Genomic DNA, 24412 nt, shown 5'->3' with positions numbered 1-24412 from the left:
GCCGGGCATCCACATTACCGGGCGCTTGACATGAAGGAGACAGCCATGGACTTGTCGAAGTTCACGGAGCGGTCGCGCGGGTTCATTCAGGCCGCGCAGACCATCGCAATGCGGGAAAGCCACCAGCGGCTCGCCCCGGAACACATTCTCAAAGCCCTGCTAGATGATGAGGAAGGCCTGGCCGCCAACCTGATCAAACGTGCCGGCGGCGCGCCGGAACGGGTGGTGCAGGCCAATGATCTGGCGCTGAGCAAGATCCCCCAGGTGACCGGCGACGCCGGCCAGATCTACATGGACAGCGGCACCGGCAAGGTGCTGGACGAGGCCGAGAAGGTCGCCAAGAAGGCCGGCGACAGTTTCGTGCCGGTCGAACGCATCCTGATGGCGCTGGCGCTGGTCCGCTCCGAAGCGAAAAAGGCGCTGGAGGCCGGGGCGGTCAATGCCCAGGCGCTGAACAGCGCGATCAACGACATCCGCAAGGGTCGCACCGCCGATACGGCAAGCGCCGAAGACGGATATGAGGCGCTGAAGAAATACAGCCTCGACCTCACCGAACGGGCCCGCGAAGGCAAGATCGACCCGATCATCGGCCGCGACGAGGAAATCCGCCGCGCCATGCAGGTGCTGTCGCGCCGCACCAAGAACAACCCGGTGCTGATCGGGGAACCCGGCGTCGGTAAAACGGCGATTGCCGAGGGCCTCGCCCTGCGCATTGTCAATGGCGACGTGCCCGAGAGCCTGAAGGACAAGCGCCTGCTATCGCTCGACATGGGCGCGCTGATCGCCGGCGCGAAATACCGCGGCGAGTTCGAGGAACGTCTGAAGGCGGTGCTGGCCGAGGTGACGGCGGCCGCCGGCGAGATCATCCTCTTCATCGACGAGATGCACACCCTGGTCGGCGCCGGCAAGGCCGATGGCGCAATGGATGCCTCGAACCTGCTGAAACCGGCGCTGGCGCGCGGCGAGCTGCACTGTGTGGGCGCGACAACGCTGGATGAATACCGCAAGCACGTGGAAAAGGACGCGGCTCTGGCGCGGCGGTTCCAGCCGCTGATGGTGGCCGAGCCGACCGAAGAGGACACGATCTCGATCCTGCGCGGCATCAAGGAGAAATACGAGCTGCACCACGGCGTGCGGATCTCCGACAGCGCCCTGGTCGCGGCCGCGACCCTGTCGCACCGCTACATCACCGACCGTTTCCTGCCCGACAAGGCAATCGACCTGATGGACGAGGCCGCCAGCCGGTTGCGCATGGCGGTGGATTCGAAGCCGGAAGAGCTCGACGCGCTCGACCGTGACATCCTGCAAAAGCAGATCGAGGTCGAAGCTTTGCGGCGCGAGGATGACCAGGCCTCCCGGGACCGGCTGGAAAAGCTGGAAAAGGAGCTGGGCGACTTGCAGGACCGGTCGGCGCAGCTGACCGCCAAATGGCAGGCCGAACGTGACAAGCTGGCCTCGGCCCGCGACCTGAAGGAACAGCTCGACCGCGCCCGCGCCGAGCTCGACATTGCCAAGCGCAATGGCGATCTGGCCAAAGCCGGCGAACTGTCCTACGGCGTCATTCCGCAGCTCGAAAAGCAGCTCTCAGAAGCCGAAGAGCAGGAGCAGGACGGCGTCATGGTCGAAGAGGCCGTGCGCCCCGATCAGATCGCCTCGGTTGTCGAACGCTGGACCGGCATCCCGGCCGGCAAGATGCTCGAGGGCGAGCGCGAGAAGCTTCTGCGGATGGAGGAAGACCTGCACCGCCGTGTCGTCGGTCAGAATCAGGCGGTCAAAGCGGTCTCCAATGCCGTACGCCGCGCGCGCGCCGGGCTCAACGACGAGAACCGGCCGCTTGGCTCCTTCCTCTTTCTCGGGCCGACCGGTGTGGGCAAGACCGAACTGACCAAGGCGGTGGCCGATTTCCTGTTCGACGACGACAATGCGATGGTGCGTATCGACATGTCCGAGTTCATGGAGAAACATGCCGTTGCCCGCCTGATCGGCGCGCCGCCGGGTTATGTCGGCTACGACGAAGGCGGGGTGCTGACCGAAGCGGTGCGGCGCCGGCCCTATCAGGTCGTGCTCTTCGACGAGGTGGAAAAGGCGCACCCGGATGTCTTCAACGTGCTGTTGCAAGTGCTCGATGACGGCGTGCTGACCGATGGTCAGGGCCGCACGGTCGATTTCAAGCAGACGCTGATCGTGCTGACCTCGAACCTCGGCAGTCAGGCGCTGTCGCAACTGCCGGAAGGCGCGGATTCGGCGCAGGCCCGACGCGACGTGATGGATGCGGTGCGGGCGCATTTCCGGCCCGAGTTCCTCAACCGCCTGGACGAGACGATCATCTTCGACCGGCTCAAGCGCGAGGACATGTCGGGCATCGTCGACATTCAGCTTGCCCGGCTGCTCAAGCGGCTGGCCACGCGCAAAATCGCGCTCGAGCTGGACGAGACGGCGCGCAAATGGCTGGCGGACGAAGGCTATGATCCGGTGTTCGGGGCGCGTCCGCTCAAGCGGGTGATCCAGCGCGCCTTGCAGGATCCGCTGGCCGAAATGCTGCTGGCCGGTGACGTGGCCGATGGCGATCTGGTGCCGGTGAGCGCCGGGTCCGAGGGGTTGATCATCGGCGATCGGGTGGCGGCGACCAACCGGCCACGGCCGGATGATGCCGTCGTTCACTGAGCGAAAGACACCTGAGAGAAACACATAGGCGCGCCGGGGAAACCCGGCGCGCCTATGCGTATCAGATCAGGATGGTGTCGCTGTCGAAATTCGCCAGCGTGGCGCCGTCAATCAGCAGGCTGTCGCCCTCGGGCGCGGTGATCACCAGCCCGGCTTCGGTCTCGGCAAACGCCAGGTCGGAAAGGTCGCTCACCCCGACCGCGGTCATGTCGATCAGGTCGTCGCCAGTGCCGTGGCCCGCGACCGTATCCGCGCCGAACCCCGGAAGAAAGACAAAGACATCATCCCCTTGGCCGCCGATCAGAAGGTCGTCGCCGGCCCCGCCGGTCAGCGTATCCGCGCCCGACCCGCCGCGCAGCAGATCGCTGTCACCGCCACCGTCAAGCCGGTCATGCCCGCTGCTACCGGTCAGGGTGTCCTGCGCCGCGCCGCCGAACAGAACATCGTCGCCACTGCCCCCAAAGAGAGCATCGCGGCCCTCATCGCCGGTCAGGAAATCGTGGCCGCTGCCGCCCGAGAGGCGGTCATTGCCCGCGCCGCCGACCAGTGTGTCATGCCCGGCACCGCCGGCCAGCCTGTCGTATCCGGCGCCGCCGTCAACGCTGTCATGGCCGCCATTGGCCGAAATCCGGTCGTGGCCCGCGCCGCCCAGCACCGTGTCATTGCCGCCGCCGGCGTAGATCGTGTCATCGCCCGCATCGCCGCCGATCAGGTCCGCGCCGCTGCCGCCATAGGCCCTGTCATTGCCGTCGCCGCCGGCGATCGTGTCGTTGCCCGTGCCGCCGTAGGCCGTGTCATGCCCCGCGCCGCCAAGGATCACATCCGCGCCGGTGCCGCCGTAGAACCTGTCATCTCCGGCGCCGCCATCCAGCGTGTCGCTGCCGCTGCCGCCATTGAGCGTGTCGGCCCCCGCACCGCCGTAGAGCAGATCGCTGCCGCTGCCGCCGCGCAGGGCATCGGCGCCCAGGCCGCCGGACAGCATGTCATCGTCGCCGCCGCCGCTGAGGTGATCGTCGCCCGCGCCGCCCTCAAGCGTGTCCGCGCCCCGGTTGCCATGCAGGTAATCCGCCTCGGCGCCCCCCGAGAGCAGGTCATCGCCATATCCGCCGCGCAGGGTATCGCTGCCGCCCCCGCCAAGGATCGTATCGGCCGCACCCGTGCCGCGCAGATAATCGCCAAGCGCCGTGCCGGTGATCGGCGAGGTCGCGAAAAGTGTCAGGCTCTTGCCAAAGGACAGGACGTCGGGCAACGCGGGTCTCCTTGTACCGCTCGAATTGGAAACAAATCCGGTTTTTCTCGGTAATTGTGTCCTCTTGAGGGCGGTTCTCGGGCAAAACGGGTTTTCCGATGGCCCCGGGGCCTTGGCGCCGGGGCCCGGCGCAACCTCTGGACCTTGCCCGCCGGCCCGCCTAGTGTCCGCGCGAAGGAGGACGCATATGGCGACCGGCACAGAGATCCGCACCTATTTCGACGGCCAGTGGCATGACGGCGATGTCGCCGTGATGAAGGCGGCCGATCACGGCAGTTGGCTGGGCTCGACCGTGTTCGACGGCGCGCGCATGGTGAACGGCCTGACCCCCGATCTCGATCGCCATTGCGCCCGGGTCAACCGCTCGGCCGAGGCGCTGATGATCACCCCCACCGTCAGCACCGAAGACATGGTGGCGATCGTCCAGGAAGGTCTCGCGGCCTATGCCCCCGGCACCGCGGTCTATATCCGGCCGATGTATTGGGCGCTCGAGGGGGATTTCCTCGGTGTCGTGCCCAAGCTTGGCGCCACCGGCTTCGCCATTTCCCTCGAGGCCATCCCGATGGCGTCCGAAGAGGCCAGCACGACGCTGACCCGGACCCAGTTTCACCGCCCGGTGCTGGCCGATGCCGTGGTCAATGCCAAGGCCGGCTGTCTCTACCCCAACAATGCCCGCATGCTGGCCGAGGCCCGCGCCAAGGGCTTTGGCAATGCGCTGGTGGCCGATGCGCTGGGCAATGTGGCCGAGACCGCGACAGCCAATGTCTTCATGGTGCGCGACGGCGTGGTCTTCACGCCGGTGGCCAACGGCACCTTCCTCGCCGGGATCACCCGCGCACGGCATATCGAGAACCTGCGCGCCGATGGCGTCGAAGTGGTGGAAAAGGTGCTGAGCTTTGCCGATTTCCATGCCGCCGACGAGGTGTTTCTGTCGGGCAACATGATGAAGGTCACCCCGGTCACCGGGTTCGACGGCACCGTTTATCAAACAGGCCCCCTGACCCGCCGCGCCCGCGCGCTGTACTGGGACTGGGCGGCCTCGCAGCAATAACCAATTGTCCGTAAGGACGAAGGCGGGCATGATCCGTCGCAAGGAGTGGACAGATGCGCAAATTCCTCGTCGTGCTGGATGACAGCCGAGAATGCCTGAACGCGATGCGGTTCGCCGCGATGCGGGCCAACCATACCGGTGGGGGGGTCGAGATTCTCTCGGTGATCCCGCCGGACGAGTTCAACCACTGGATCGGCGTCGGCGAAGTGATGCGCGAAGAGGCGCGCGAGCGCATTCATGCGCATTTCGAGGTCTTCGCCAAATGGATGCGCGACCGGCAGAACGTCGACCCCAAGCTGGTGATCCGCGAAGGCGAGCCGGTGGATCAGATCATCGCCCAGGTCAGCGAGGACCCCGAAATCGGCGTGCTGGTGCTGGGCGCCGGCACCGACAAGCAGGGCCCCGGCCCGCTGGTCACCCAGCTCACCCGCAACTCCGGCCTGCTGCCGATCCCGGTCACGATCGTGCCGGGGGATCTTTCCAAGGAGCGGTTGGAAGCGATCACCTGACCGCCAGCGCTGGCCCTCATCGCGGCCCGCGGGCGGCTCCCGAGGCGGACTCGGCGCTTCACCTTGTCGATACACCGCGGGCCGGCACCCGCAAGGATGCGCCGGGCACCGCCGTTTAGAACCATTCCAAACATTGACAATGCGCCGGCGGATGGACATATCTCATCCAAGCGATAAGGACCCTGACCCATGTTCATCCAGACCGAATCCACACCGAACCCCGCGACCCTGAAATTCCTGCCCGGCCAGACCGTGCTGGAAATGGGCACCGCGGATTTCCCCTCGGCCGAGGGCGCCTCGGCCTCGCCGCTGGCGGAGCGGCTGTTTGCGGTCAATGGCGTCGAGGGCGTGTTTTTCGGCCATGATTTCGTGACCGTCACCAAAGCCGAGGCAATGGACTGGGATCACCTCAAGCCGTCGCTTCTCGGCGCGATCATGGAGCATTTCCAATCCGGCGCGCCGGTCATGGCGGGCGATGCCGCAGGCCCCTCGGGCCATGCCGAGCATTCCGGCGAAGATGGCGAAATCGTCAGTCAGATCAAGGAACTGCTCGACAGCCGGGTGCGCCCGGCGGTGGCACAGGATGGTGGCGACATCACCTTCCACGGCTTCGAGCGCGGCGTCGTGTATCTGCACATGCAGGGCGCCTGTGCCGGCTGCCCCTCGTCGACGCTGACGCTGAAGATGGGCATCGAGAACCTGCTGCGCCACTATATCCCCGAGGTCACCGAGGTGCGCCCCGTCGCTGTCTGAGCGGCGGCGCGGATAGTCCTGATGTCTGAACCGCTGGTTCTGGGATTTGACACATCGGCCGCGCATTGCGCGGCCGCTTTGCTGTGCGGCGACCGGGTTGTCGCGCAACGCGCCGAAGACATGGGCCGCGGCCAGGCAGAACGGCTGTTTCCGCTGCTCGAGGAACTGCTGGCCGAAGGCGGCGTCACCTGGCGCGGCCTGACGGCGCTTGGCGTCGGCACCGGCCCCGGCAATTTCACCGGCATCCGCATCTCGGTCGCCGCCGCCCGCGGGCTGGCGCTGTCGCTGGGCCTTCCGGCGGTGGGCGTCTCGGCTTTGGAGGCGGCGGCCTTCGGCCTGCCCGAGCCGGTGACGGCGGTGGTCGACGCGCGGCGCGAGCGCGCCTATGTGCAGCGGTTTCCCGACGGCGCTCCGGGTCTGGTGGCGCTGGCGGATTTTGCCCCGGAAACCGCGATCACCGGCCCCGGGGCCGCGCTGCTGAGCGCCCGGACCCTGCCCCAGCCGGTGCCGATAGCCGAGGCCATCGCCCGGATTGCCGCGCAGCGCTTTGCGACCGAGACCCGCCCGCCGGCGCCGCTCTACATTCGCCCGGCCGATGCCGCACCGGCGCGCGATCTGCCACCGGTGATCCTCGATGAGGCCTGAGGCTCTGGCGGCGCTGCACTCCGCCGCCTTTGCCCCCGCCCGCGGCTGGAGCGCCGCTGAATTCGACAGCTTTCTGGCCGATCCCGCCTGTCTTCTGGTGGCCCGCCCCGAAGGATTTGCCCTGGCGCGGGTGACACTTGACGAGGCCGAGCTTCTCACCATCGCGACCGATCCCGCCCGGCGCCGCCAGGGCGTCGCGCGCGGGCTGCTTGGCGCGCTCTTCGGCGGACTGGCCGGGCGCGGCGCCGAGACGCTGTTTCTGGAAGTGGCCGAGGACAATGCCGCCGCCCGCGCGCTTTATGCCGGCGCGGGCTTTGCGATGGCAGGCCGGCGCAGGGGCTATTACCCGCGTCGCGACGGCGCCGCCGTCGATGCGCTGATCTTGCGCCGCGCGCTGGGCTAACCCCCGGTTTCCGCAGCGGAACTGCACAAGAATCGGTTGACCCTTTGCCGGCAACCCGGCCTTAATTGGCCATGATCCGGGGCAGCCCGGGCAAGAGACCTTTGCCCGGGGGGCTACCCCGAGGCATACCAACGGGAGCAACCATATGACATTCATGCATAAAGTACTTGCCACCACGGCCGCGATGGCGCTGTCTGCCGGGGCGGCGCTGGCCGAACCCGCGCTGATTTTTGACCTCGGCGGCAAATTCGACAAGAGCTTCAACGAAGCCGCCTTTGCCGGCGCGCAGCGCTGGGCCGAAGAAACCGGCAAAAGCTTCCGCGAGATCGAGCTGCAATCCGAGGCCCAGCGCGAACAGGCGCTGCGCCGCTTTGCCGAAAACGGCAACAACCCGATCGTCATGACCGGCTTTGCCTTTGGCAACGTGCTTTCGGAAGTGGCCCCCGATTACCCCGAGACCAAATTCGCCATCATCGACATGGTGGTGGACGAGCCCAACGTGCGCTCGGTGGTGTTCAACGAGCACGAGGGGTCTTACCTCGTCGGCATGATGGCGGCGATGGCCTCTGACAGTGGCACCGTCGGCTTTATCGGCGGCATGGACATTCCGCTGATCCGCAAGTTCGCCTGCGGCTATGCCCAGGGCGCCAAGGCGGTCAACGGTGACATCACCGTGCTGTCGAACATGACCGGCACCACGCCGGCGGCCTGGAACGACCCGGTGAAGGGTTCGGAGCTGACCAAAGCGCAGATCTCCCAGGGCGCCGACGTGATCTATGCCGCCGCCGGTGGCACCGGCGTCGGTGTGCTGCAAACCGCGGCCGACGAGGGCATCCTCTCGGTCGGCGTCGACAGCAACCAGAACTACATGCACCCCGGCAAGGTCCTGACCTCGATGCTGAAACGGGTCGACAACGCGGTCTATGACGCGATGACCCAGGGCGAGGCGCTGGAAACCGGCATCAACGTGATGGGCGTCGGCAATGGCGGCATCGACTACGCGCTGGATGAGCACAACGAAGCGCTGGTCGGCGAGGCGATGAAGACCGCCGTCGATGAAGCCAAGGGCAAGATCGCCAGCGGCGAGCTGACGGTGCATGATTACACCTCGGACGACAGCTGCCCGGATCTGAACTTCTGATCCCCGCGCGAGACTGAAACCGAAGCCGCGCCCGCAATGGCGCGGCTTCTTTGCATCTCCCGAGGCCCGAGACCCGGGACCAAGCCGGCGGACATTCGCGCGCCGGGATTTTTCGCCGCTCTCTGCGCCGCCGACCGCCCGACGCCCGGCCCCGGACTGACAAAACGCACAAGTCGCACCAGGCCCCGCCCTGCCGCCACGGCACGGGGCATTTGCCTCTTTGCAAATCCGTCCAGCTTTGCAACTCTGACCAGGATCACGAGGACAGACCGGATGACCCAGACCGCCCCCGCCATTGAACTCAAAGGCATATCCAAGGCCTTTGGCCCGGTTCAGGCCAACAAGGACATTTCGATCCGCGTGATGCCGGGCACGATCCACGGCATCATCGGCGAGAATGGCGCCGGCAAATCGACGCTGATGTCGATCCTCTACGGCTTCTACAAGGCCGATGCCGGCGAGATCTTCATTCAGGGGCAGAAGACCACCATCCCCGACAGCCAGGCCGCCATCGCCGCCGGCATCGGCATGGTGTTTCAGCATTTCAAGCTGGTGCCGAATTTCACCGTGCTGGAAAACGTCATTCTCGGGGCCGAGGATGGCGAATTGCTCAAACCCTCGCTGGCCAAGGCGCGCGAGGCGCTGACCGATCTGGCGGCGGAATACGAACTCAAGATCAACCCGGATGCCGTGGTCGAGACCCTTTCGGTCGGTCACCAGCAGCGGGTCGAGATCCTCAAGGCGCTGTATCGGCAGGCCGATATCCTGATCCTCGACGAACCCACCGGCGTGCTGACCCCGGCCGAGGCCGATCAGCTGTTCCGCATCCTCAACCGGCTGCGTGAAGAGGGCAAGACGATCATCCTGATCACCCACAAGCTGCGCGAGATCATGGATATCACCGATACGGTGTCGGTGATGCGCCGCGGCGAGATGACCGCCACGGTCAAGACCGCCGAGACCGACCCCGAGGCGCTGGCCGAGCTGATGGTGGGCCGCAAGGTCCTGCTCCGGGTGGACAAACAGCCGGCGGAGCCCGGCGCTCCGATCCTACAGGTGCGGGGGCTGCGGGTTGTCGATGGCGACGGGGTCGAACGGCTCAAGGGCATCGACCTCGAGGTGCATGCCGGCGAGATCCTCGGCATCGCCGGGGTGGCCGGCAATGGCCAGTCGGAATTGCTCGAAGTGCTGGGCGGTTATCGCGACGCCACCGGCGAGGTGCGGCTCAACGGCGACGTGATCGACCTGACCGGCAAGAAATCCGATGGCCAGTCGCGCCGCAAGCGGGGCATCGCCCATGTGCCCGAAGATCGCCAGCGCGAAGGGCTGATCATGGATTACCACGCCTGGGAAAACGTGGCCTTTGGCTATCACCACGACGCGGCCTATCAATCCGGCATTCTGATGAACAATGCCGCGATCAAGGCCGACACCGAACGCAAGATGGAAAAATTCGACGTCCGCCCGCCCGATCCCAACCTTGCCGCCAAGAATTTCTCGGGCGGCAACCAGCAGAAGATCGTCGTCGCACGCGAAATCGAGCGCAATCCCGATCTGCTGCTCGTGGGCCAGCCGACGCGCGGCGTCGATATCGGCGCCATCGAGTTCATTCACCAGCAGATCGTTTCCCTGCGCGAGGCCGGCAAGGCGGTGCTGCTGGTCTCGGTCGAGCTGGACGAGATCCTGTCGCTCGCGGACCGGGTGGCGGTGATGTTCGACGGGGTGATCATGGGCGAACGGCGCGCCTCGGAGACCGACGAGAAGGAGCTGGGGCTGCTGATGGCCGGGATCACCGAGATGCCGGACAAGCCGATCATCGACGCGGTCGAAGAGCAACTGGCGGCCAAGGAAGCGCGGGAGGCCAAGCAACATGGGTGAGACAGGTTCCCGCGCGTGGGATCAAGGCCCGAGGCCGCCGCGAGATTACCCGACTGCCGCCCGGGGCGGCGATTTCGCAAATTTGGCGCTCTGTTCCGAACTCCTGCGGATTTGGCGCCATAAAGTGGCCCGAAGCGCCGTCGGTTCACCCCCTCGCGAGGCGGCGATCGCGCGGCTTCACGCCTGGTTACTCAACGACGGAGACCCGCTCCATGGATAGAATGCCACATTGGGCCGATGCCGTCCTCGTGCCGCTGATCTCGCTGATCCTCGCGGCGATCCTGTCGGCGCTGGTGATCATCGGTATCGGCGAAGACCCGGTCGCCGCCTTCAACCTGATGGTCGAAGGCGCGCTGATGCGCTCGGCCGGCTGGGGCTACACGCTCTATTACGCCACCAACTTCATGTTCACCGGCCTTGCCGTGGCCGTCGCCTTCCATGCGCGGATGTTCAACATCGGCGGCGAGGGGCAGGCCACGTTGGGCGGGCTCGGGGTGGCGCTGGTGCTGCTCTACATTCCCTGGCCGCACTGGTCGCTGGCGCTGCTGGCCGCAACCCTGGGGGCGGCCGCCTTTGGCGCGATCTGGGCCTTCATCCCGGCCTACCTTCAGGCCAAGCGCGGCAGCCATATCGTGATCACCACGATCATGTTCAACTTCATCGCCGCCGCCTTTCTCAACTACGTTCTGGTCAACCTGTTGCGGCCACAGGGCGCGATGGACCCGGCGACCGAGAAATTCCCCGAGGCCACCCATCTGCCCACCTTCCGCGACATGTTCTCGAGCGCCGAGACCATCATGTTTCGCGGTGCGCCGGCCAATGTCACCTTCTTCCTTGCCGTGATTGCCTGTCTCGTGGTCTGGCTGCTGCTCTGGCGCACCCGTCTGGGCTATGAGATCCGCGCCTTCGGTCATTCCGAGAGCGCGGCGAAATACGCCGGCATCTCGCCGGTGCGCATCACCGTCATCGCCATGCTGATCTCTGGCGCGCTTGCGGGCATGATGGCGCTCAACACCACCCAGGGCGAAAGCGAGCGGCTGATCCTCAACGCGACCGAGGGCGCGGGCTTCATCGGCATCGCCGTGGCGCTGATGGGGCGGTCGCATCCCTTTGGCGTCTTTCTTGCCGCGATCCTGTTCGGCTTCCTCTTTCAGGGCGGGGCCGAGCTGGCGCTCTGGACCAATATTCCGCGCGAGCTGATCGTCGTCATCCAGGCTCTGGTGATCCTCTTCACCGGCGCGCTCGACAATATGGTGCGCATGCCGCTGGAACGTGTCTTCCTGGCGCTGCGCCGGAAGGAGGGCTGAGTCATGGATCTTTTCACCATCCTGCAAGTGCTCGATTCCACCGTCCGGCTGGCGACGCCGCTGCTTCTTGCCTGCCTCGCCGGGCTGTTTTCCGAACGCGCCGGCATCTTCGACATCGGCCTCGAAGGCAAGATGCTGGCGGCGGCATTCTTTGCCGCCGCGCTGGCGGCGATCACCGGCTCGGTCTGGCTCGGGCTGCTGGCGGGCATTGCCGCCTCGCTGATGCTCTCGGCGATCCACGGGCTGGCCTCGATCACCTTTCGCGGCAACCAGCTGATTTCCGGCGTCGCCATCAACTTCCTTGCCGCCGGGATGACCGTGCTGATCGCGCAGGATCTGTTCAGCCAGGGCGGGCGCACGCCATCGCTGATCGGCAAGGGCCGGTTCGAACCGATCACCCTGCCCTTCGCCGAAGAAGTCATCGACATCCCGGTGCTCGGCCCGATCTATTACGAACTGATCTCGGGCCACTCCATCCTCGTCTATGTCGCCTTCCTGATGGTGCCGCTGAGCTGGTGGGTGCTGTTTCGCACCCGCTTCGGCCTGCGCCTGCGCGCCGTGGGCGAAAACCCGGCGGCGGTCGATACCGCCGGCGTCTCGGTCGTCGGGCTGCGCTATGCGGCGGTAGCGATCTGCGGCGTGCTCTGCGGCATCGCCGGCGCCTATCTGGCGACCGGGCTTCAGGCCGGCTTCGTCAAGGACATGACGGCCGGTCGCGGATTCATCGCGCTGGCGGCGCTGATCTTTGCCAAGTGGCGGCCGTGGTATGCGCTTTATGCCTGTCTGCTCTTCGGCCTGCTGCAAGCCGTGGCTCTGCGCTATCAGAACATCGATCTCGGCCTCATCACCCTGCCGGTGCAGTTCATGGACGCGCTGCCCTATGTGCTGACCGTGGTGATCCTCGCAGGCTTTGTCGGCAAGGCGATCCCGCCGCGCGCCGGCGGCCAGCCCTACGTCAAGGAGCGCTGAACGCCAGGGGCCGACATCTCGCAGGCGCAGCACGAATTGCGCCTGCGAATCCTTTTGCGACAGATTCCTGCAAAACCGCCCGCACCAGAGACATTTTTTCCTTTCCCTCAAAGATTGCACAACCATAACGAGTATTTACGGAAATCTTTTCGCAGAAGACACAACATCAAACCGCTTCAACCTGACCCGTCGTCAAAAAAAATGCCGCAACGCGGAAAAACTTGCCTTCAGAGGCCGCCGGCCCGCTTGCAAAGCCCTCTGAGTTGCGGCTAGAGAACCGCATGCAAATATACCTGCCTATAGCCGAAGTTTCGGTAAACGCCTTCCTGCTCCTCGGGCTGGGCGGCATGGTGGGCGTCCTGTCTGGCATGTTCGGCGTGGGCGGCGGCTTTCTGATGACGCCGCTGCTGTTCTTCATCGGCATCCCGCCGGCGGTTGCCGTGGCCACCGAGGCCAACCAGATTGTCGCCTCTTCCTTCTCTGGCCTCCTGGCGCATCTCAAGCGAAAGACCGTCGATCTCCGAATGGGGGTTGTCCTCCTGATCGGCGGCCTGATTGGCGCCGCGGTGGGTGTATTTGTCTTCAACTACCTGAAATCCTTGGGCCAAGTCGATCTTCTTGTGCGCCTCTGTTATGTCGTGTTCCTCGGCATCATCGGCGCGTTGATGTTCATCGAAAGCCTGCGCGCGATCCGCAAGATGCGCCAGTCCGGCGGCGTCGCCCCGGCCAAGCGCAAGCATCGCGGCTGGGTCACCGCGCTGCCGTTCAAGATGCGCTTCCGCACCTCCGGTCTTTATATCTCGGTGATCCCGCCGATCATGGTGGGGGTGCTTGTCGGCATTCTCGCGGCGATCATGGGCGTCGGCGGCGGGTTCATCATGGTGCCCGCGATGATCTATATCCTGCACATGCCGACCAAGGTCGTGGTCGGCACCTCTCTCTTTCAGATCATCTTCGTCACCGCCTTTACCACGCTGCTGCACGCCACGACGAACTTTACCGTCGACATGGCGCTGGCGGTCCTCTTGCTGGTGGGCGGTGTCATCGGCGCCCAGATCGGCACCCGGATCGGTGTCAAGCTCAAGGCCGAGCAACTGCGCATCCTGCTGGCGATCCTGGTCCTGGTGGTGTGCGGCAAACTGGCGCTCGACCTGCTGCTGCAACCCGGTGAGCTCTATTCCATCGGCGATGTGGAGGGCCATTGATGCTGCGACTGGCCGCCTTCCTGCTTTGCCTGCTCACCCCGCTTGGTGTCACCGCACAGACCGAAGCCGTCGAAGAAGACGTGGTTCTGGGCCTGTCGCAGAAGCGGGTTCGCATCACCGCCAATTTCGACGGCTCCGAAATCCTGCTGTTTGGCGCGATCAAGCGCAATGCGCCGCAGCCCGAGGGCGAGCTTGACGTGATCATCGCCATTGCCGGCCCGTCCGAGCCGGTGGTGGTGCGCCGCAAGGAGCGGCGCTTCGGCATCTGGATCAACACCGAGTCGGTCGATGTCTCGGCGGCACCCAGCTTCTATGCCGTGTCCTCCTCGCGTCCGCTCGACGAAATCCTGAGCGAGAACGCCAACAACCAGTACCGGATCACCGCCGACCGCGCGGTCTGGACGCTGAAATCCGAAGCCGCCTTTGCCGAGGCCGTGCTGCGGATTCGTAGCAACAACGGGCTGTATCAGCGCAACGAGGGCGCGGTGGAAGTGGCCGAACAGGCGCTGTTCCGCAGCACTGTCCAGATGCCGGCGAACCTGACCGAAGGCCCCTATATCGCCCGCGTCTTCCTGGTGCGCGATCAAAAGGTCATCTCGCTGCACCAGACGGTGATCGATGTGCGCAAGGTCGGGCTGGAACGCTTCCTGTTCAACCTGTCGCGCGAACAACCACTGATCTATGGCTTGCTGTCGCTGGCGATTGCCATCGCCGCCGGCTGGGGCGCCTCTTCGGCCTTCCGTCTGCTCAACCGGGGATGACCCGCGCGCGCGGCGCATATCCCTGGCACACGGCCCTGCCCACCCGCTGGGCCGACAATGACCAATACGGCCATCTCAACAACGCGACCTATTTCTCGCTTTTCGACACCGCGCTGACCCTGTGGCAGATCGAGACCGGCTTTCTCGGCGAGACCGTGGATTCGCCCCGTTTTCTGGTGGTCGAAAACGGCTGTCGCTTTTTCCAGGAGCTCCGCTTTCCCGATCTGATCCATGCCGGCCTGCGCTGTGGCCGCATCGGCACCAGCTCTTTCACGCTGGAATTGGCGCTGTTTCGGGGCACCTCCGAAGAGGCCGCCGCCACCGGTTTTTTCGCGCAGGTGCAGGTCGATGCCCAAAGCCACCGCCCCAGCCCGCTTGACGCGCCCCGGCGCGCACTGCTCGAAGCGATCGGCTGAGCCTTACTTGCGGTAGCGAAACACCCCGGTGCCGGTGGCAATCACCGTGCCATCCACATCCAGCACCTTGCCCTCGGCAAAGAAAGTCGACCGGCCGCCGCCGGTCTTGCGAGCTTCAGCGACCAGCCGACTGCCCTGCGGCCGTGACAGGTAATTGACCGAGAGGTTCAGCGTCAGGCACATCTGCCGCCGCGCCGGATCGCCGGTGTAACATCCGGCAAAGCCCATGGCGGTGTCGAGTAGGCTGGCATGCACCCCGCCGTGCGGCGCACCATGGCGATTGCGGATGAACGCCGCGAGAGACAGCTCGACCCGGGCGAAATCCGCCTGCCATTCTGTCAGGTCCATGCCGATATGGCTGCCCCAGGGCGAGGGGCTTTCCCAATCGGCGGCGGTGTCATCGCGCATCTGCGGCCTCCAGTCCCAATTCGGCAAAGCGCGGCACGAAGGCGCCAAGCCTGCGGCCCTTTTCGGGGTTCGAGGCGCTGCCGTCCAGAGCCCTTTTCTTGACCCCCTGAAGGATCGCCGCCATGCGAAAGAAGGCAAAGGCCAGGTAAAAGCCGAAACTGTCCGGCGGGTCGATTCCCCGGCGGTCGAAATAGCTGGCAAGAAAGGCCGCGTCGTCGGGCAGGCCCAGCGCCGCACGGTCGAGGCCGGCCAGCCCCCGGCCCTCTTCGCCGGGCGGCAACTGCCATTGCATGATGACGCCGGCCAGATCGGCAAAGGGATGGCCAAGGGTGGACAGTTCCCAGTCGAGCACGGCGCGGATCTCGGGCGCTTCCGGGGCAAAGAGAAGGTTGTCGATCCGGTAATCGCCATGAACAAGGCAGCGCTGGCCGTCCTCTTCCGGCAGATTGCTTTCGAGCCAGAGGATCAGCCGGTCCATTTCGGGCAGCGCACCGGTCTCGCTGGCCCGGTACTGCTTGGTCCAGCGGCCGAGCTGCCGGGCATAGAAATCGCCGGGCGGACCATAGTCAGACAGGCCACAGGCGGCCAGGTCGACCTCGTGGATGGCGGCAAGAATGCGATTCATCTCGGCCATATGCGCACCGCGCTGGTCCGGCGTGGCGCCAGGCAGTGAGGGGTCAAGGATCACCCGGCCGGGGACATGCTCCATGACATAGAACATCGCGCCGAGGATGCTGTCGTCGTCGCAGAGCGCCAGTACGCGGGCAACCGGCACATCGGTGTCGGCCAGCGCCTTTTGCACGCGGAATTCGCGGTCGACGGCATGGGCGGACTTCAGGAGCTGGCCCGGCGGCTTGCGGCGCAGCACGTAATCCGCGCCGGGGGTTGTGAGGCGGAAGGTCGGGTTCGATTGGCCACTGGCGAATTTTTCCACGGTGACCGGGCCCTGGAAGCCGGCGATATGGTCAGCCAGCCAGGGGGTCAGGCGCGAAAGCGCATCGCTGTCCATCAGCTCGGCCTCCCCCGCATGGCCCGCCCCGCCCCAGGCCGGGCGCATTCCGCGCCGATCCCGGGCGGGCGCATCCCTCTGTCGCGCCGCCATTCACCCATTGCGATACTTCCGCAGCTCGGCCCGCGCCACCTGCCGGCGGTGCACCGCGTCGGGCCCGTCGGCAAAGCGCAGGGTGCGCACATGGGTCCACATATGCGCCAGATCGAAATCCTGCGAGATGCCGGCCGCGCCGTGGATCTGCATCGCCTCGTCCAGCACACGGCCGGCCATCAGCGGCGCCACCACCTTGATCTTGGAAATCCACGGCTGCGCCGCGCGCACCCCCGCCGTGTCCATCATCCAGGCCGCCTTGAGGCACAGAAGCCGCGCCATCTCGATCTCCATCCGGGCGTCGGCGATCCTGTCGAAATTGCCGCCCAGCTCGGCCAGCGGCTTGCCAAAGGCCTCGCGTGTGAGGCCGCGACGGCAGATCATCTCGAGCGCCTTTTCCGCCTGACCGATGGCGCGCATGCAATGGTGGATGCGCCCTGGCCCCAGCCGCCCCTGCGCCACCTCGAAGCCCCGGCCCTCGCCCAGGATCACGCTCTCCGCCGGGATGCGCACATCGGTGAAACGCAGGTGCATGTGGCCATGCGGCGCGTCGTCCTGGCCAAAGACCTGCATCGGGCGCAGCACCTCGATCCCCGGCGTCTCGGCATCCAGCGCGAACATCGTGTGCCGCTGGTGCTTCGGGGCCTGGGGATCGGTGCAGGCCATCAGGATATAGACCTTGCAGCGCGGATCGCCGGCGCCGGAGATCCACCACTTTTCGCCATTCAGCACGTAATCGTCGCCGTCGCGCCGCGCGGCAAAGGCGAGTTGGGCCGCATCGGACGAGGCGACATCGGGCTCGGTCATCACATAGGCCGAACGGATCTCGCCCTCGAGCAGCGGCGCCAGCCAGCGGTCCTTCATCCATTGCGGGCCGTAGCGTTCAAAGACCTCCATGTTGCCGGTGTCCGGGGCGTTACAGTTGAACACCTCGGCGGCGATATGCACCTTGCCCATCTCCTCGGCGAGATAGGCATATTCGACCGTGGTCAGCCCCTGGCCGCGCGTGCTGTCAGTCAGCCAGAAATTCCAGAGCCCGCGGTCGCGGGCCCGGGCCTTGAGGGTTTCGAGAATCTCGATCTGCCGCGCGCTGTGGCGGAACCGGTCGCCCGAGGGATGCCGGCCCACCTCTGCGTGGAACTCCCGGTCCAGCGGCGCGATCTCGTCCCGCACCATTGCGCGCACCGCCTCGACCAGCGGGCGCACCCGGTCTGTCATACCAAGATCCATGGATTATCCCTTTCGCAGATCGGGGTGTGTGTATTCGGCAAAGCGCGCGCGCAGCTGCCGCTTGGAGACCTTGCCGGTGGCGGTCAGCGGCAGATCTTCGGCAAAGACCAGATCGTCGGGCATTTGCCACGCGGCGAACCGCGTCTGCATCAGGTCGTGAAACTCCGACAGCACGGGGCGGTCATCGCCGTCGGGCACTACCACCAGCAGCGGCCGCTCGTCCCATTTCGGATGCGGCACGGCGATCACGGCGCAATTGGCCACCCCCGGATGCGCCATGGCGCAATTCTCGAGGTCGATCGAAGAAATCCACTCGCCACCCGATTTGATCAGGTCCTTGGCGCGGTCCTGGATCGACAGGAAGCCCTGCGAATCAAGCGTCGCCACATCGCCGGTGGCCAGCCAGCCCTCGGCATCGAAGGCCTCACTTGTGGCGGCGTCATTGGCGAAATACCCCGAGATGATGGTGTTGCCGCGCACATGCAGTTCGCCCACCGAAGTGCCGTCATGGGGCAGCGGGGCGCCATCCGCGTCGATGATCTTCATCTCGCAGCCGAACACCCGGCGGCCCTGCTTGGCCTGAAGATTCAGCCGGTCGTCCAGCGGCAGGGCCTGCATCGCGGCATTGAGGATGCCGTGGGTGCCGACCGGGCTCATCTCGGTCATGCCCCAGGCGTGGCAGACCGACACCCCTGCCGTCTCGAACCTTTCGATCATCGCGCGCGAGGCGGCGGAACCGCCGATCACCACCTGCGAGAACCCCTTGGGATTGCCGCCGCGCCTGGCGATCTCTGCCTGAAGCCCGAGCCAAACGGTGGGCACGCCCCAGGCCGAGGTCACCTCTTCCTCGTTCATCAGCTCCCAGAGCGCATCGCCCGCCAGCCCCGGCCCCGGCATCACCAGCGAGGCCCCGGCCAGCGGCGCGGAATAGGGCAGCCCCCAGGCGTTGACGTGGAACATCGGCACCACGGGCAGGATGCGCGCGCCCTCGGTCAGCGAGGACCGCAGCGCCAGGGTGATGGCAAAGGCATGCAGCACCGTCGAGCGATGCGAATAGAGCGCGCCCTTGGGGTGGCCGGTGGTGCCCGAGGTGTAACACAGGCCGATGGCAGCGTTCTCGTCGGTCTCGGGCCAATGGTAGGTCTCGGGCTGGCCAGCCAGCAGCTCTTCGTAGCAGATCAGGTCGAGCGGGCTGTCGGGCATATGCGCCCGGTCGGTCATCACGATCAGGCGGATCCCCTCGGGCAGTTGCGGCGCCAGCGCCTCGAGGATCGGTACGAAGGTCAGATCGGCACAGATCGCGGCATCCCCGGCGTGGCCGATGACATAGAGCATCTGTTCCGGCGAGAGCCGCGGGTTGATGGTATGCACCACCGCGCCCATGCCGGCGGTGGCGTAGTAGAGCTCGAAATGCCGATGGGTGTTCCAGGCCAGGGTCGCGACCCGGTCGCCCGGCACAATGCCCAGCCCGGCCAGCCCATGCGCAAGCTGCGCGGTGCGCGCCAGGGTCTCGGGGTAGCTCTGCCGGTGACGCCCGCCTTCGCACAGCGCCGAGACCAGCCCGGCCTCGGGGAAGATTTCCGCCCCATATCGCAAGAGTTCAATCACTTGCAGCGGGCGCTGCATCATTTGACCCATCATGGGGCGTCCTCCCTTTGGCTTGCTCTCCCGGCGGCCTAGGTGACAGTCTGGCGGCGAAGCGCGCCGCGGTGCAACAGATTTCGGAAAAGGACTGAACGTAAGATGGTCGTAGAACGTGTGGTATTGGCAGCAAGGCCCAAAGGCGAAGCAGGGCCGGAACATTTCCGGCTCGAGCAGGCGGAAATGCCGGCCCCGGGCGAAGATGAGGTATTGGTCAAGGTCAGCCATCTGTCGCTCGATCCCTACATGCGGGGGCGGATGAGCGATGCGAAATCCTATGCCGATCCGGTGGCGGTGGACGCGGTGATGACCGGCCAGGGCGTGGGCCATGTGGTCGAGAGCCGCGCCGAAGGCTTTGCCGAGGGCGATCTGGTGACCGGCATGACCGGCTGGCAAAGCCACGCGGTGCTGTCGGGCAAGGAGCTGCGCAAGCTCGACGCCGTTCTCGCGCCTTCGACCGCGCTCGGGGTGCTGGGGATGCCGGGCTTTACCGGCTGGACCGGGATGACCAAATACGGCCGGCCACAACAGGGCGAGACACTGGTCGTCGCCGCGGCGACCGGGCCTGTGGGATCGATGGTCGGGCAATTGGCGAAACGCGCCGGAATGCGCACCGTGGCCATTGCCGGCGGGGCCGAGAAATGCCGCATCGCACAAGAGACCTTCGGTTTTGACACCGCGATCGATCACCATGCCTTTGACGAGGTGGCGGATCTGCGCGCGGCGATTGCCGCTGCCGCGCCCGATGGCGTCGATGTCTATTTCGAGAATGTCGGCGGCGACGTCCTGCGCGCGGTGCTGCCCCTGCTCAACACCCATGCGCGGGTGCCGGTGATCGGCACCGTCGCCTGGTACGAGGGCGTTTCCACCGACGGGCCCGACACCCTGCCCGCCCTCTGGCGTCAGGTGCTGGTCAAGCGGCTGAGCATCCAGGGGCTGATCATCTTTGACCACTGGGACGATTTCCCCGCCTTCCTCGACGAGGTCGCGCCGCTGGTGAAATCCGGCGGCGTCACCTGGCTCGAGGATGTGGCGCAGGGGCTGGAGAACGCGCCGCAGGCGTTTCTCGACATGCTCAGGGGCGGCAACCTCGGCAAGCAGATCGTGGCGCTCTGACCGGTCGGGCTATTTCTCGGTCAGTTTCAGCTCGATCCGGCGATTGCGGGCCCGCGCGGCCTCGGAAGTGCCGGGATCGACCGGCTGAAACTGGCCAAAGCCGTTTGCCGCCAGCCGCTCGGGCGCGATGCCGAGGAAATTGATCATGTAGCGCACCACCGAAAGCGCCCGGGCCTGGCTCAGCTCCCAATTGTCGGCGAACTGCGCCGAGCCCACGATCGGCACATCGTCGGTATGGCCGTCGACACGGATCACCCAGTCGATTTCGTCGGGGATGTCATCGGCCACCGCCTTGAGGATGTTCGCCACCTTGGCGATCTCGTGCTGGCCCGCGTCCGAGAGACGGGCATCGCCGGAGCCGAACAGCACCGACGAGGAAAAGACAAAGCGGTCACCCTCGATCCGCACGCCTTCCTGACTGCCCAGCAGATCGCGCAGCCGGCCGAAGAATTCCGAACGGTATCTTTCGAGGTCTTTGGCCTCTTCCTCGAGCCGCGCCTTCTCGGCCGCCAGCAACGCCGCATTGCGCGCCTCAGCATCGGCCCGGCGGCGCTCTTCCAGCGCCTTCTGCGCCAGCGCCACATTGAGGTCAGAGCCGAGGTTCTCGATCTGGATGTTCTGCGCCGCGTCGCGGGCCTTGTAATCATCGAGCAAGGCCCGCAACTGCCCGAGTTCGTCGCGCAGCGTGGCAACCTGCTGGTTGAGAAGCGCGGCGCGCCTCTGCGCTTCGGTCGAAACCTGGGTCTGTTGCTCCAGCTCCTGCCGTGCCGCCGCCAGAAGCGCTTCGCGGTTGGTCACTTCCTGCGCCCGCGTCCGGGCCGCGGCCTCGGCCTGTTCGGCCGCCTCTTCGGCGGCGAGCTTCAGCGCCAGGGCCTCGGCCAGCTGCTTGCGAATGTCCTCCTGCGCGGTCTCGGCCTTGACCGTCGCCGCCAGCGCCGCCGAAAGCTGATCGCGCAGGCTGGCCTCGCCGGTCTCGGTCTCGTCCAGCGTCGCGCGCAGCTTGGCAAGCTGGCTTTCCAGCGCCGCCACACCCTCCTGCGCAGCTTCCAGCTGCCCGCCCAACGCCGCGGCGTTTTCCTGCGCCGCCAATTGTGCCGCCAGCGCCTCGGCCAGCCGGTCCTCGAGCGATTGCGTCTCGGTCCGCGCCTCCGAAAGCCGCGCCTGCGCGGTCTCGAGACGGCCTTCCGCCGCCGCCCGCGCCTGTTCCGCCGCGACCTGAGCGGCCAGCGCTTCGGCCAACTCGTCCTCGACGCCCGCCAGATCGGACTGGGCCGCCAGCGCCCGCGCCAACTCGGCCTCGAGCGTCGCCTGCCGGTCCTCGGCGGCCTGTGCCGCCTGCCCGGCCTCGCGGGCGCTGCGTTCGGCGGTGATCTTGGCGGCCAGCGCTTCGGCCAGTTGCTGCTCCAGCGCGCCCTTTTCCGCGTCGGTGCTGTCACGCAGGGCGGTCAGCGCCTGTTCCAGCTCACCGATCCGGGCCGATTGGTCCTGGCTGTCCAGCAGCGCGGCCGCAAGTTGCGCCTCGAGCGCATTGAGCTGAGACGAGGTGCTCCGGTCGTCGCTGATCGCGGCCTGCAAATCCTCGGCCAGGGCCGCATTGCGCTGCTCGGCCTGCCGCTGGGCCAGAAGCGCCGCCGCCAGCTGCTGCTTGAGCGCCTCGGTCTCGGCCGCGGTTTCATCGAGCGTTGCACCGATCTCGGCAACCCGCGTCTCGGCCGCCCGTTGCGACAGCAGCGCCGCCGCCAGCCGCGCATCCAGATCCTGTTCCGCCGCCTGCGCCGCCGCCAACATCGACAGCGTCTCTTCCGCCTCGCGCCGCTGCTCCTCGAGCGCCAGCGTCATTGCCGAAAGCTCGGCATCCGCCGTCATCAGCTTTTCGCGCAGGGCCTCCGCCGCTGCCGCCTCGGCCAGCCGCCGCGCCTCTTCCTCGCTCAGCCGGTCTTCCAACGCGCTGACTTGGCTGATAAATTCCGCCGAGGACTCCTCTTGCTGCGCCTTGAGATCGGCAATCATCGCCTCGAGCGCATCGGCCTGCGCCGCCGCCAGCCGCGCCGCCTCGACCTCGGCGTCGATCTCGTCGCGGGCCTGGGCCAAGGCCAGTTGCAGCGCCTCCTGCTCCGACAGCAGCGCCTGCTCGCTATCTTCCAGCTCGGCGATCCGCGCGGTGGCGGTTTCCTGATCGGCCAGCAGCCCGGCGACCCGATCCTCGAACGAGGCGATCCGCGCATTGGCCGCGCCCAGCGCATCCTCGCGTTCGGCAACGGTCTGTTCCAGCGTGGCGATCCGCTGTCCAGCCTGCGACAGCGCGGCATCGCGCTCGGTCACGTCCTGCTGCAAGCCGGCAATCAGGGCGGCCTGTTCCCGGGCACGGGTATTGGCATCGACCAGCGTCGAGACCAGATTGCCGACCTCGGATTGCAATTCGGCGGTCTTTTCCCGTTCGAGCCCCAAGGCCTGCGCCAGCGCCGCGATCTCGTTCGAGAGCTGGTTGAGCTCGCTTTCCTGGCCGGTGATGGTTTCGCGCAACGTGAATTGCACCACCATGAAGATGGTCAACACGAACATCAGCACCAGCAGCAAGCCGGTCATCGCATCGACGAAGCCGGGCCAGATCGAATTTTGAAACCGTTGACCGGTGCGGCGTGACAACGCCATGGATCAGCCCTCCTGTTCGGGGGTTCCCACCTTGGGCGGCCTCAGGTGGCGGCCGGGCCGGGACGAGGCGGCGCTTGCGGCGCTGACCTGCCGCACCGCCATGTTGAGCGCCCGGGTCAGCTGCGCCAGATCGGTGCGCAGCTCGGCCATGCTTTCCTGCCGGCCGGCGGACATTTCCTCGAGAATGCGCAACATCTGCACGTCGATCGAGCGCAGCCGCATCCGGCTTTCGGCGTCGATGCCGCCCTCGCCGTCGCCCTTGCGGCTCTCGAGCGCGTCGATCAGCCGTTCCTGCCCCTCGGCCAGCCGGGTCAGGGCCGTGGTCGGTGCCGATTGCCGCTCGAGTTGTTCGGTCATCCGCTCGACGCTGTCGGCCAGCGTCGAGAGCTTGTCATCCACCACCGCGCGGCTTTCGTCGGACTGGGCGAACATCTGTTGCAGATGCTCCATCTGTTCGGACATGTGATCGACCACCGCGACCAGCAATTGCTGGTCGCTCGCGCCTTCGCCCTCACCCGAGCCGGCATACCCCAGACGGGTGATCGTCGAGAGCCATTCCTCGAGTTCGCGGTAAAACCGGTTCTGGCCATGGCCGGCAAACAATTCCAGCAGCCCCACGACCAGCGAGCCGGCCAGCCCCAGCAGCGACGAGGCAAAGGCGGTGCCCATGCCGCCGAGCTGCGCCTGGAGGCCTTCCTGCAACCGCTCAAAGATCTGGCCGCCGGTCTCGCCCGGGGCCGGGGTCAGAGAGCGGATGGTATCGACCAGCGCCGGCACCGTGGTGGCCAGCCCGTAGAAGGTGCCCAGAAGCCCCAGAAAGATCAGCAGGCTGACGATGTAGCGGGTGATCTCGCGCGCCTCGTCGATCCGCTGCGCCACCGAGTCGAGGATCGAGCGCGACGAGGTGGCCGAAATCTGCATCCGCTTGCCCCTGGTCCGCATCAGCGCGGCCAGGGGCGCAAGGATGCGCGGCGCCTCCTTGCCGGCGTCGTTCTCCGAGACGAAATTCTCGATCCAGCGGACCGAGCCGATCAGCGTCAGCACCTGCCAGAAGGTCGCCAGCACGCCGATCACGAAGACCAGCACGATGAAGCCGTTCAGATAGGGGTTCGACAGGAACACCGGCAGCACGCGGGGCAACGCCAGCACCAGACCGGCCACGACAAGCCCCAGAACGGTGACCATGAAGAAGACCTGACGGACAGGCTGGGAAAATCTCGGTGCGGCCTCGCGGTCCGGCTTGTCCACCATGAGGGACCATTCCTGAAGATAGCTAAATCCGTCCGGACTCTAGGGAGGATTCCCGGTCAAG

The 24412-nt window shown here is 66.2% G+C and carries 21 protein-coding genes; 14 read left to right on the top strand and 7 right to left on the bottom strand.

The features are described 5' to 3' along the window. The first annotated feature begins 45 nt into the window (after positions 1-45). Positions 46-2664 (top strand): ATP-dependent chaperone ClpB, encoded by a 2619-nt coding sequence (clpB, locus tag BMW90_RS13135; RefSeq protein WP_074837014.1) that lies wholly within the window; start codon positions 46-48, stop codon positions 2662-2664. Between the two features lie 61 nt (positions 2665-2725). On the opposite strand, the gene BMW90_RS13130 is transcribed toward clpB, so the two are convergent. Further along, the gene (locus BMW90_RS13130; RefSeq protein ID WP_074837013.1) at positions 2726-3913 is read right to left on the bottom strand and encodes a calcium-binding protein; all 1188 of its coding nucleotides are present in this window, start codon (positions 3911-3913) and stop codon (positions 2726-2728) included. 187 nt (positions 3914-4100) lie between these two features. On the opposite strand from BMW90_RS13130, the gene BMW90_RS13125 reads away from it, so the two are divergent. From BMW90_RS13125 to BMW90_RS13070, 12 genes are all read left to right on the top strand, one after another. Then, positions 4101-4964 carry a branched-chain amino acid aminotransferase gene (locus BMW90_RS13125; RefSeq protein ID WP_074837012.1) on the top strand — a complete coding sequence of 288 codons (864 nt, stop codon included), beginning with the start codon at positions 4101-4103 and terminating at the stop codon, positions 4962-4964. Positions 4965-5017: 53 nt separating this feature from the next. After that, positions 5018-5473: a universal stress protein gene (locus tag BMW90_RS13120; RefSeq protein WP_048529528.1), complete on the top strand. Its 456-nt coding sequence runs from the start codon at positions 5018-5020 to the stop codon at positions 5471-5473. A 189-nt stretch (positions 5474-5662) separates the two neighbouring features. Next, positions 5663-6226, top strand: a complete 564-nt coding sequence (locus tag BMW90_RS13115) for a NifU family protein (RefSeq protein WP_048529526.1) — start codon at positions 5663-5665, stop codon at positions 6224-6226. Between the two features lie 18 nt (positions 6227-6244). Next, positions 6245-6871: a tRNA (adenosine(37)-N6)-threonylcarbamoyltransferase complex dimerization subunit type 1 TsaB gene (gene tsaB / locus BMW90_RS13110; protein WP_074837011.1), complete on the top strand. Its 627-nt coding sequence runs from the start codon at positions 6245-6247 to the stop codon at positions 6869-6871. After that, positions 6861-7274, top strand: coding sequence for a GNAT family N-acetyltransferase (locus BMW90_RS13105; protein ID WP_074837010.1), 414 nt, complete (start codon positions 6861-6863; stop codon positions 7272-7274). The genes tsaB and BMW90_RS13105 overlap by 11 nt, the downstream gene beginning before the upstream one ends. Before the next feature lie 145 nt (positions 7275-7419). Next, positions 7420-8415, top strand: a complete 996-nt coding sequence (locus BMW90_RS13100) for a BMP family lipoprotein (protein WP_074837009.1) — start codon at positions 7420-7422, stop codon at positions 8413-8415. A 273-nt stretch (positions 8416-8688) separates the two neighbouring features. Continuing rightward, complete coding sequence (locus BMW90_RS13095; RefSeq protein ID WP_139211357.1) at positions 8689-10293, top strand: ABC transporter ATP-binding protein; 1605 nt, start codon at positions 8689-8691, stop codon at positions 10291-10293. Between the two features lie 212 nt (positions 10294-10505). Further along, the gene (locus BMW90_RS13090; protein WP_074837008.1) at positions 10506-11600 is read left to right on the top strand and encodes an ABC transporter permease; all 1095 of its coding nucleotides are present in this window, start codon (positions 10506-10508) and stop codon (positions 11598-11600) included. A gap of 3 nt (positions 11601-11603) precedes the next feature. Beyond that, positions 11604-12569, top strand: coding sequence for an ABC transporter permease (locus BMW90_RS13085; RefSeq protein WP_048529516.1), 966 nt, complete (start codon positions 11604-11606; stop codon positions 12567-12569). Between the two features lie 281 nt (positions 12570-12850). Then, the gene (locus BMW90_RS13080; RefSeq protein ID WP_048529515.1) at positions 12851-13774 is read left to right on the top strand and encodes a sulfite exporter TauE/SafE family protein; all 924 of its coding nucleotides are present in this window, start codon (positions 12851-12853) and stop codon (positions 13772-13774) included. Further along, positions 13774-14535, top strand: coding sequence for a TIGR02186 family protein (locus BMW90_RS13075; RefSeq protein ID WP_074837007.1), 762 nt, complete (start codon positions 13774-13776; stop codon positions 14533-14535). Before BMW90_RS13080 ends, BMW90_RS13075 begins: the two co-directional genes overlap by 1 nt. Then, on the top strand, positions 14532-14951 hold the full coding sequence (locus tag BMW90_RS13070) for an acyl-CoA thioesterase (protein WP_048529511.1): 420 nt from the start codon (positions 14532-14534) through the stop codon (positions 14949-14951). The genes BMW90_RS13075 and BMW90_RS13070 overlap by 4 nt, the downstream gene beginning before the upstream one ends. A gap of 3 nt (positions 14952-14954) precedes the next feature. Here BMW90_RS13070 and BMW90_RS13065 read toward each other — a convergent pair whose 3' ends face one another. From BMW90_RS13065 to BMW90_RS13050, 4 genes are all read right to left on the bottom strand, one after another. Next, a complete protein-coding gene (locus BMW90_RS13065) occupies positions 14955-15359 on the bottom strand; it encodes a PaaI family thioesterase (protein WP_074837006.1) in 405 nt (134 codons plus the stop codon). Then, positions 15349-16368, bottom strand: a complete 1020-nt coding sequence (locus BMW90_RS13060; RefSeq protein WP_074837037.1) for a phosphotransferase family protein — start codon at positions 16366-16368, stop codon at positions 15349-15351. Before BMW90_RS13060 ends, BMW90_RS13065 begins: the two co-directional genes overlap by 11 nt. A 93-nt stretch (positions 16369-16461) precedes the next feature. Beyond that, complete coding sequence (locus BMW90_RS13055; RefSeq protein WP_074837005.1) at positions 16462-17691, bottom strand: acyl-CoA dehydrogenase family protein; 1230 nt, start codon at positions 17689-17691, stop codon at positions 16462-16464. A 3-nt stretch (positions 17692-17694) separates the two neighbouring features. After that, complete coding sequence (locus tag BMW90_RS13050) at positions 17695-19332, bottom strand: long-chain fatty acid--CoA ligase (protein ID WP_074837004.1); 1638 nt, start codon at positions 19330-19332, stop codon at positions 17695-17697. Positions 19333-19434: 102 nt separating this feature from the next. On the opposite strand from BMW90_RS13050, the gene BMW90_RS13045 reads away from it, so the two are divergent. After that, positions 19435-20448 carry an NADP-dependent oxidoreductase gene (locus tag BMW90_RS13045; protein WP_074837003.1) on the top strand — a complete coding sequence of 338 codons (1014 nt, stop codon included), beginning with the start codon at positions 19435-19437 and terminating at the stop codon, positions 20446-20448. A gap of 9 nt (positions 20449-20457) precedes the next feature. On the opposite strand, the gene BMW90_RS13040 is transcribed toward BMW90_RS13045, so the two are convergent. Further along, positions 20458-23100 (bottom strand): peptidoglycan -binding protein, encoded by a 2643-nt coding sequence (locus tag BMW90_RS13040; RefSeq protein WP_074837002.1) that lies wholly within the window; start codon positions 23098-23100, stop codon positions 20458-20460. A 3-nt stretch (positions 23101-23103) separates the two neighbouring features. After that, positions 23104-24348 carry an AAA family ATPase gene (locus BMW90_RS13035; protein ID WP_048533649.1) on the bottom strand — a complete coding sequence of 415 codons (1245 nt, stop codon included), beginning with the start codon at positions 24346-24348 and terminating at the stop codon, positions 23104-23106. Positions 24349-24412: the final 64 nt, after the last annotated feature.

Origin of the sequence: Marinovum algicola, assembly GCF_900109145.1 — a bacterium.
Taxonomy (GTDB): domain Bacteria; phylum Pseudomonadota; class Alphaproteobacteria; order Rhodobacterales; family Rhodobacteraceae; genus Marinovum; species Marinovum algicola.
Note: the sequence above shows the minus strand (reverse complement) of the source record. Positions and strands in the feature narration are given on the sequence as shown.

Coding starts and splice junctions, on each gene's coding strand:
- clpB (WP_074837014.1), top strand. CDS start 46: ATGGACTTGTCGAAGTTCACGGAGCGGTCGCGCGGGTTCATTCAGGCC.
- BMW90_RS13125 (WP_074837012.1), top strand. CDS start 4,101: ATGGCGACCGGCACAGAGATCCGCACCTATTTCGACGGCCAGTGGCAT.
- BMW90_RS13120 (WP_048529528.1), top strand. CDS start 5,018: ATGCGCAAATTCCTCGTCGTGCTGGATGACAGCCGAGAATGCCTGAAC.
- BMW90_RS13115 (WP_048529526.1), top strand. CDS start 5,663: ATGTTCATCCAGACCGAATCCACACCGAACCCCGCGACCCTGAAATTC.
- BMW90_RS13105 (WP_074837010.1), top strand. CDS start 6,861: ATGAGGCCTGAGGCTCTGGCGGCGCTGCACTCCGCCGCCTTTGCCCCC.
- BMW90_RS13100 (WP_074837009.1), top strand. CDS start 7,420: ATGACATTCATGCATAAAGTACTTGCCACCACGGCCGCGATGGCGCTG.
- BMW90_RS13095 (WP_139211357.1), top strand. CDS start 8,689: ATGACCCAGACCGCCCCCGCCATTGAACTCAAAGGCATATCCAAGGCC.
- BMW90_RS13090 (WP_074837008.1), top strand. CDS start 10,506: ATGGATAGAATGCCACATTGGGCCGATGCCGTCCTCGTGCCGCTGATC.
- BMW90_RS13085 (WP_048529516.1), top strand. CDS start 11,604: ATGGATCTTTTCACCATCCTGCAAGTGCTCGATTCCACCGTCCGGCTG.
- BMW90_RS13080 (WP_048529515.1), top strand. CDS start 12,851: ATGCAAATATACCTGCCTATAGCCGAAGTTTCGGTAAACGCCTTCCTG.
- BMW90_RS13075 (WP_074837007.1), top strand. CDS start 13,774: ATGCTGCGACTGGCCGCCTTCCTGCTTTGCCTGCTCACCCCGCTTGGT.
- BMW90_RS13070 (WP_048529511.1), top strand. CDS start 14,532: ATGACCCGCGCGCGCGGCGCATATCCCTGGCACACGGCCCTGCCCACC.
- BMW90_RS13065 (WP_074837006.1), bottom strand. CDS start 15,359: ATGCGCGATGACACCGCCGCCGATTGGGAAAGCCCCTCGCCCTGGGGC.
- BMW90_RS13060 (WP_074837037.1), bottom strand. CDS start 16,368: ATGGACAGCGATGCGCTTTCGCGCCTGACCCCCTGGCTGGCTGACCAT.
- BMW90_RS13055 (WP_074837005.1), bottom strand. CDS start 17,691: ATGGATCTTGGTATGACAGACCGGGTGCGCCCGCTGGTCGAGGCGGTG.
- BMW90_RS13050 (WP_074837004.1), bottom strand. CDS start 19,332: ATGATGGGTCAAATGATGCAGCGCCCGCTGCAAGTGATTGAACTCTTG.
- BMW90_RS13045 (WP_074837003.1), top strand. CDS start 19,435: ATGGTCGTAGAACGTGTGGTATTGGCAGCAAGGCCCAAAGGCGAAGCA.
- BMW90_RS13040 (WP_074837002.1), bottom strand. CDS start 23,100: ATGGCGTTGTCACGCCGCACCGGTCAACGGTTTCAAAATTCGATCTGG.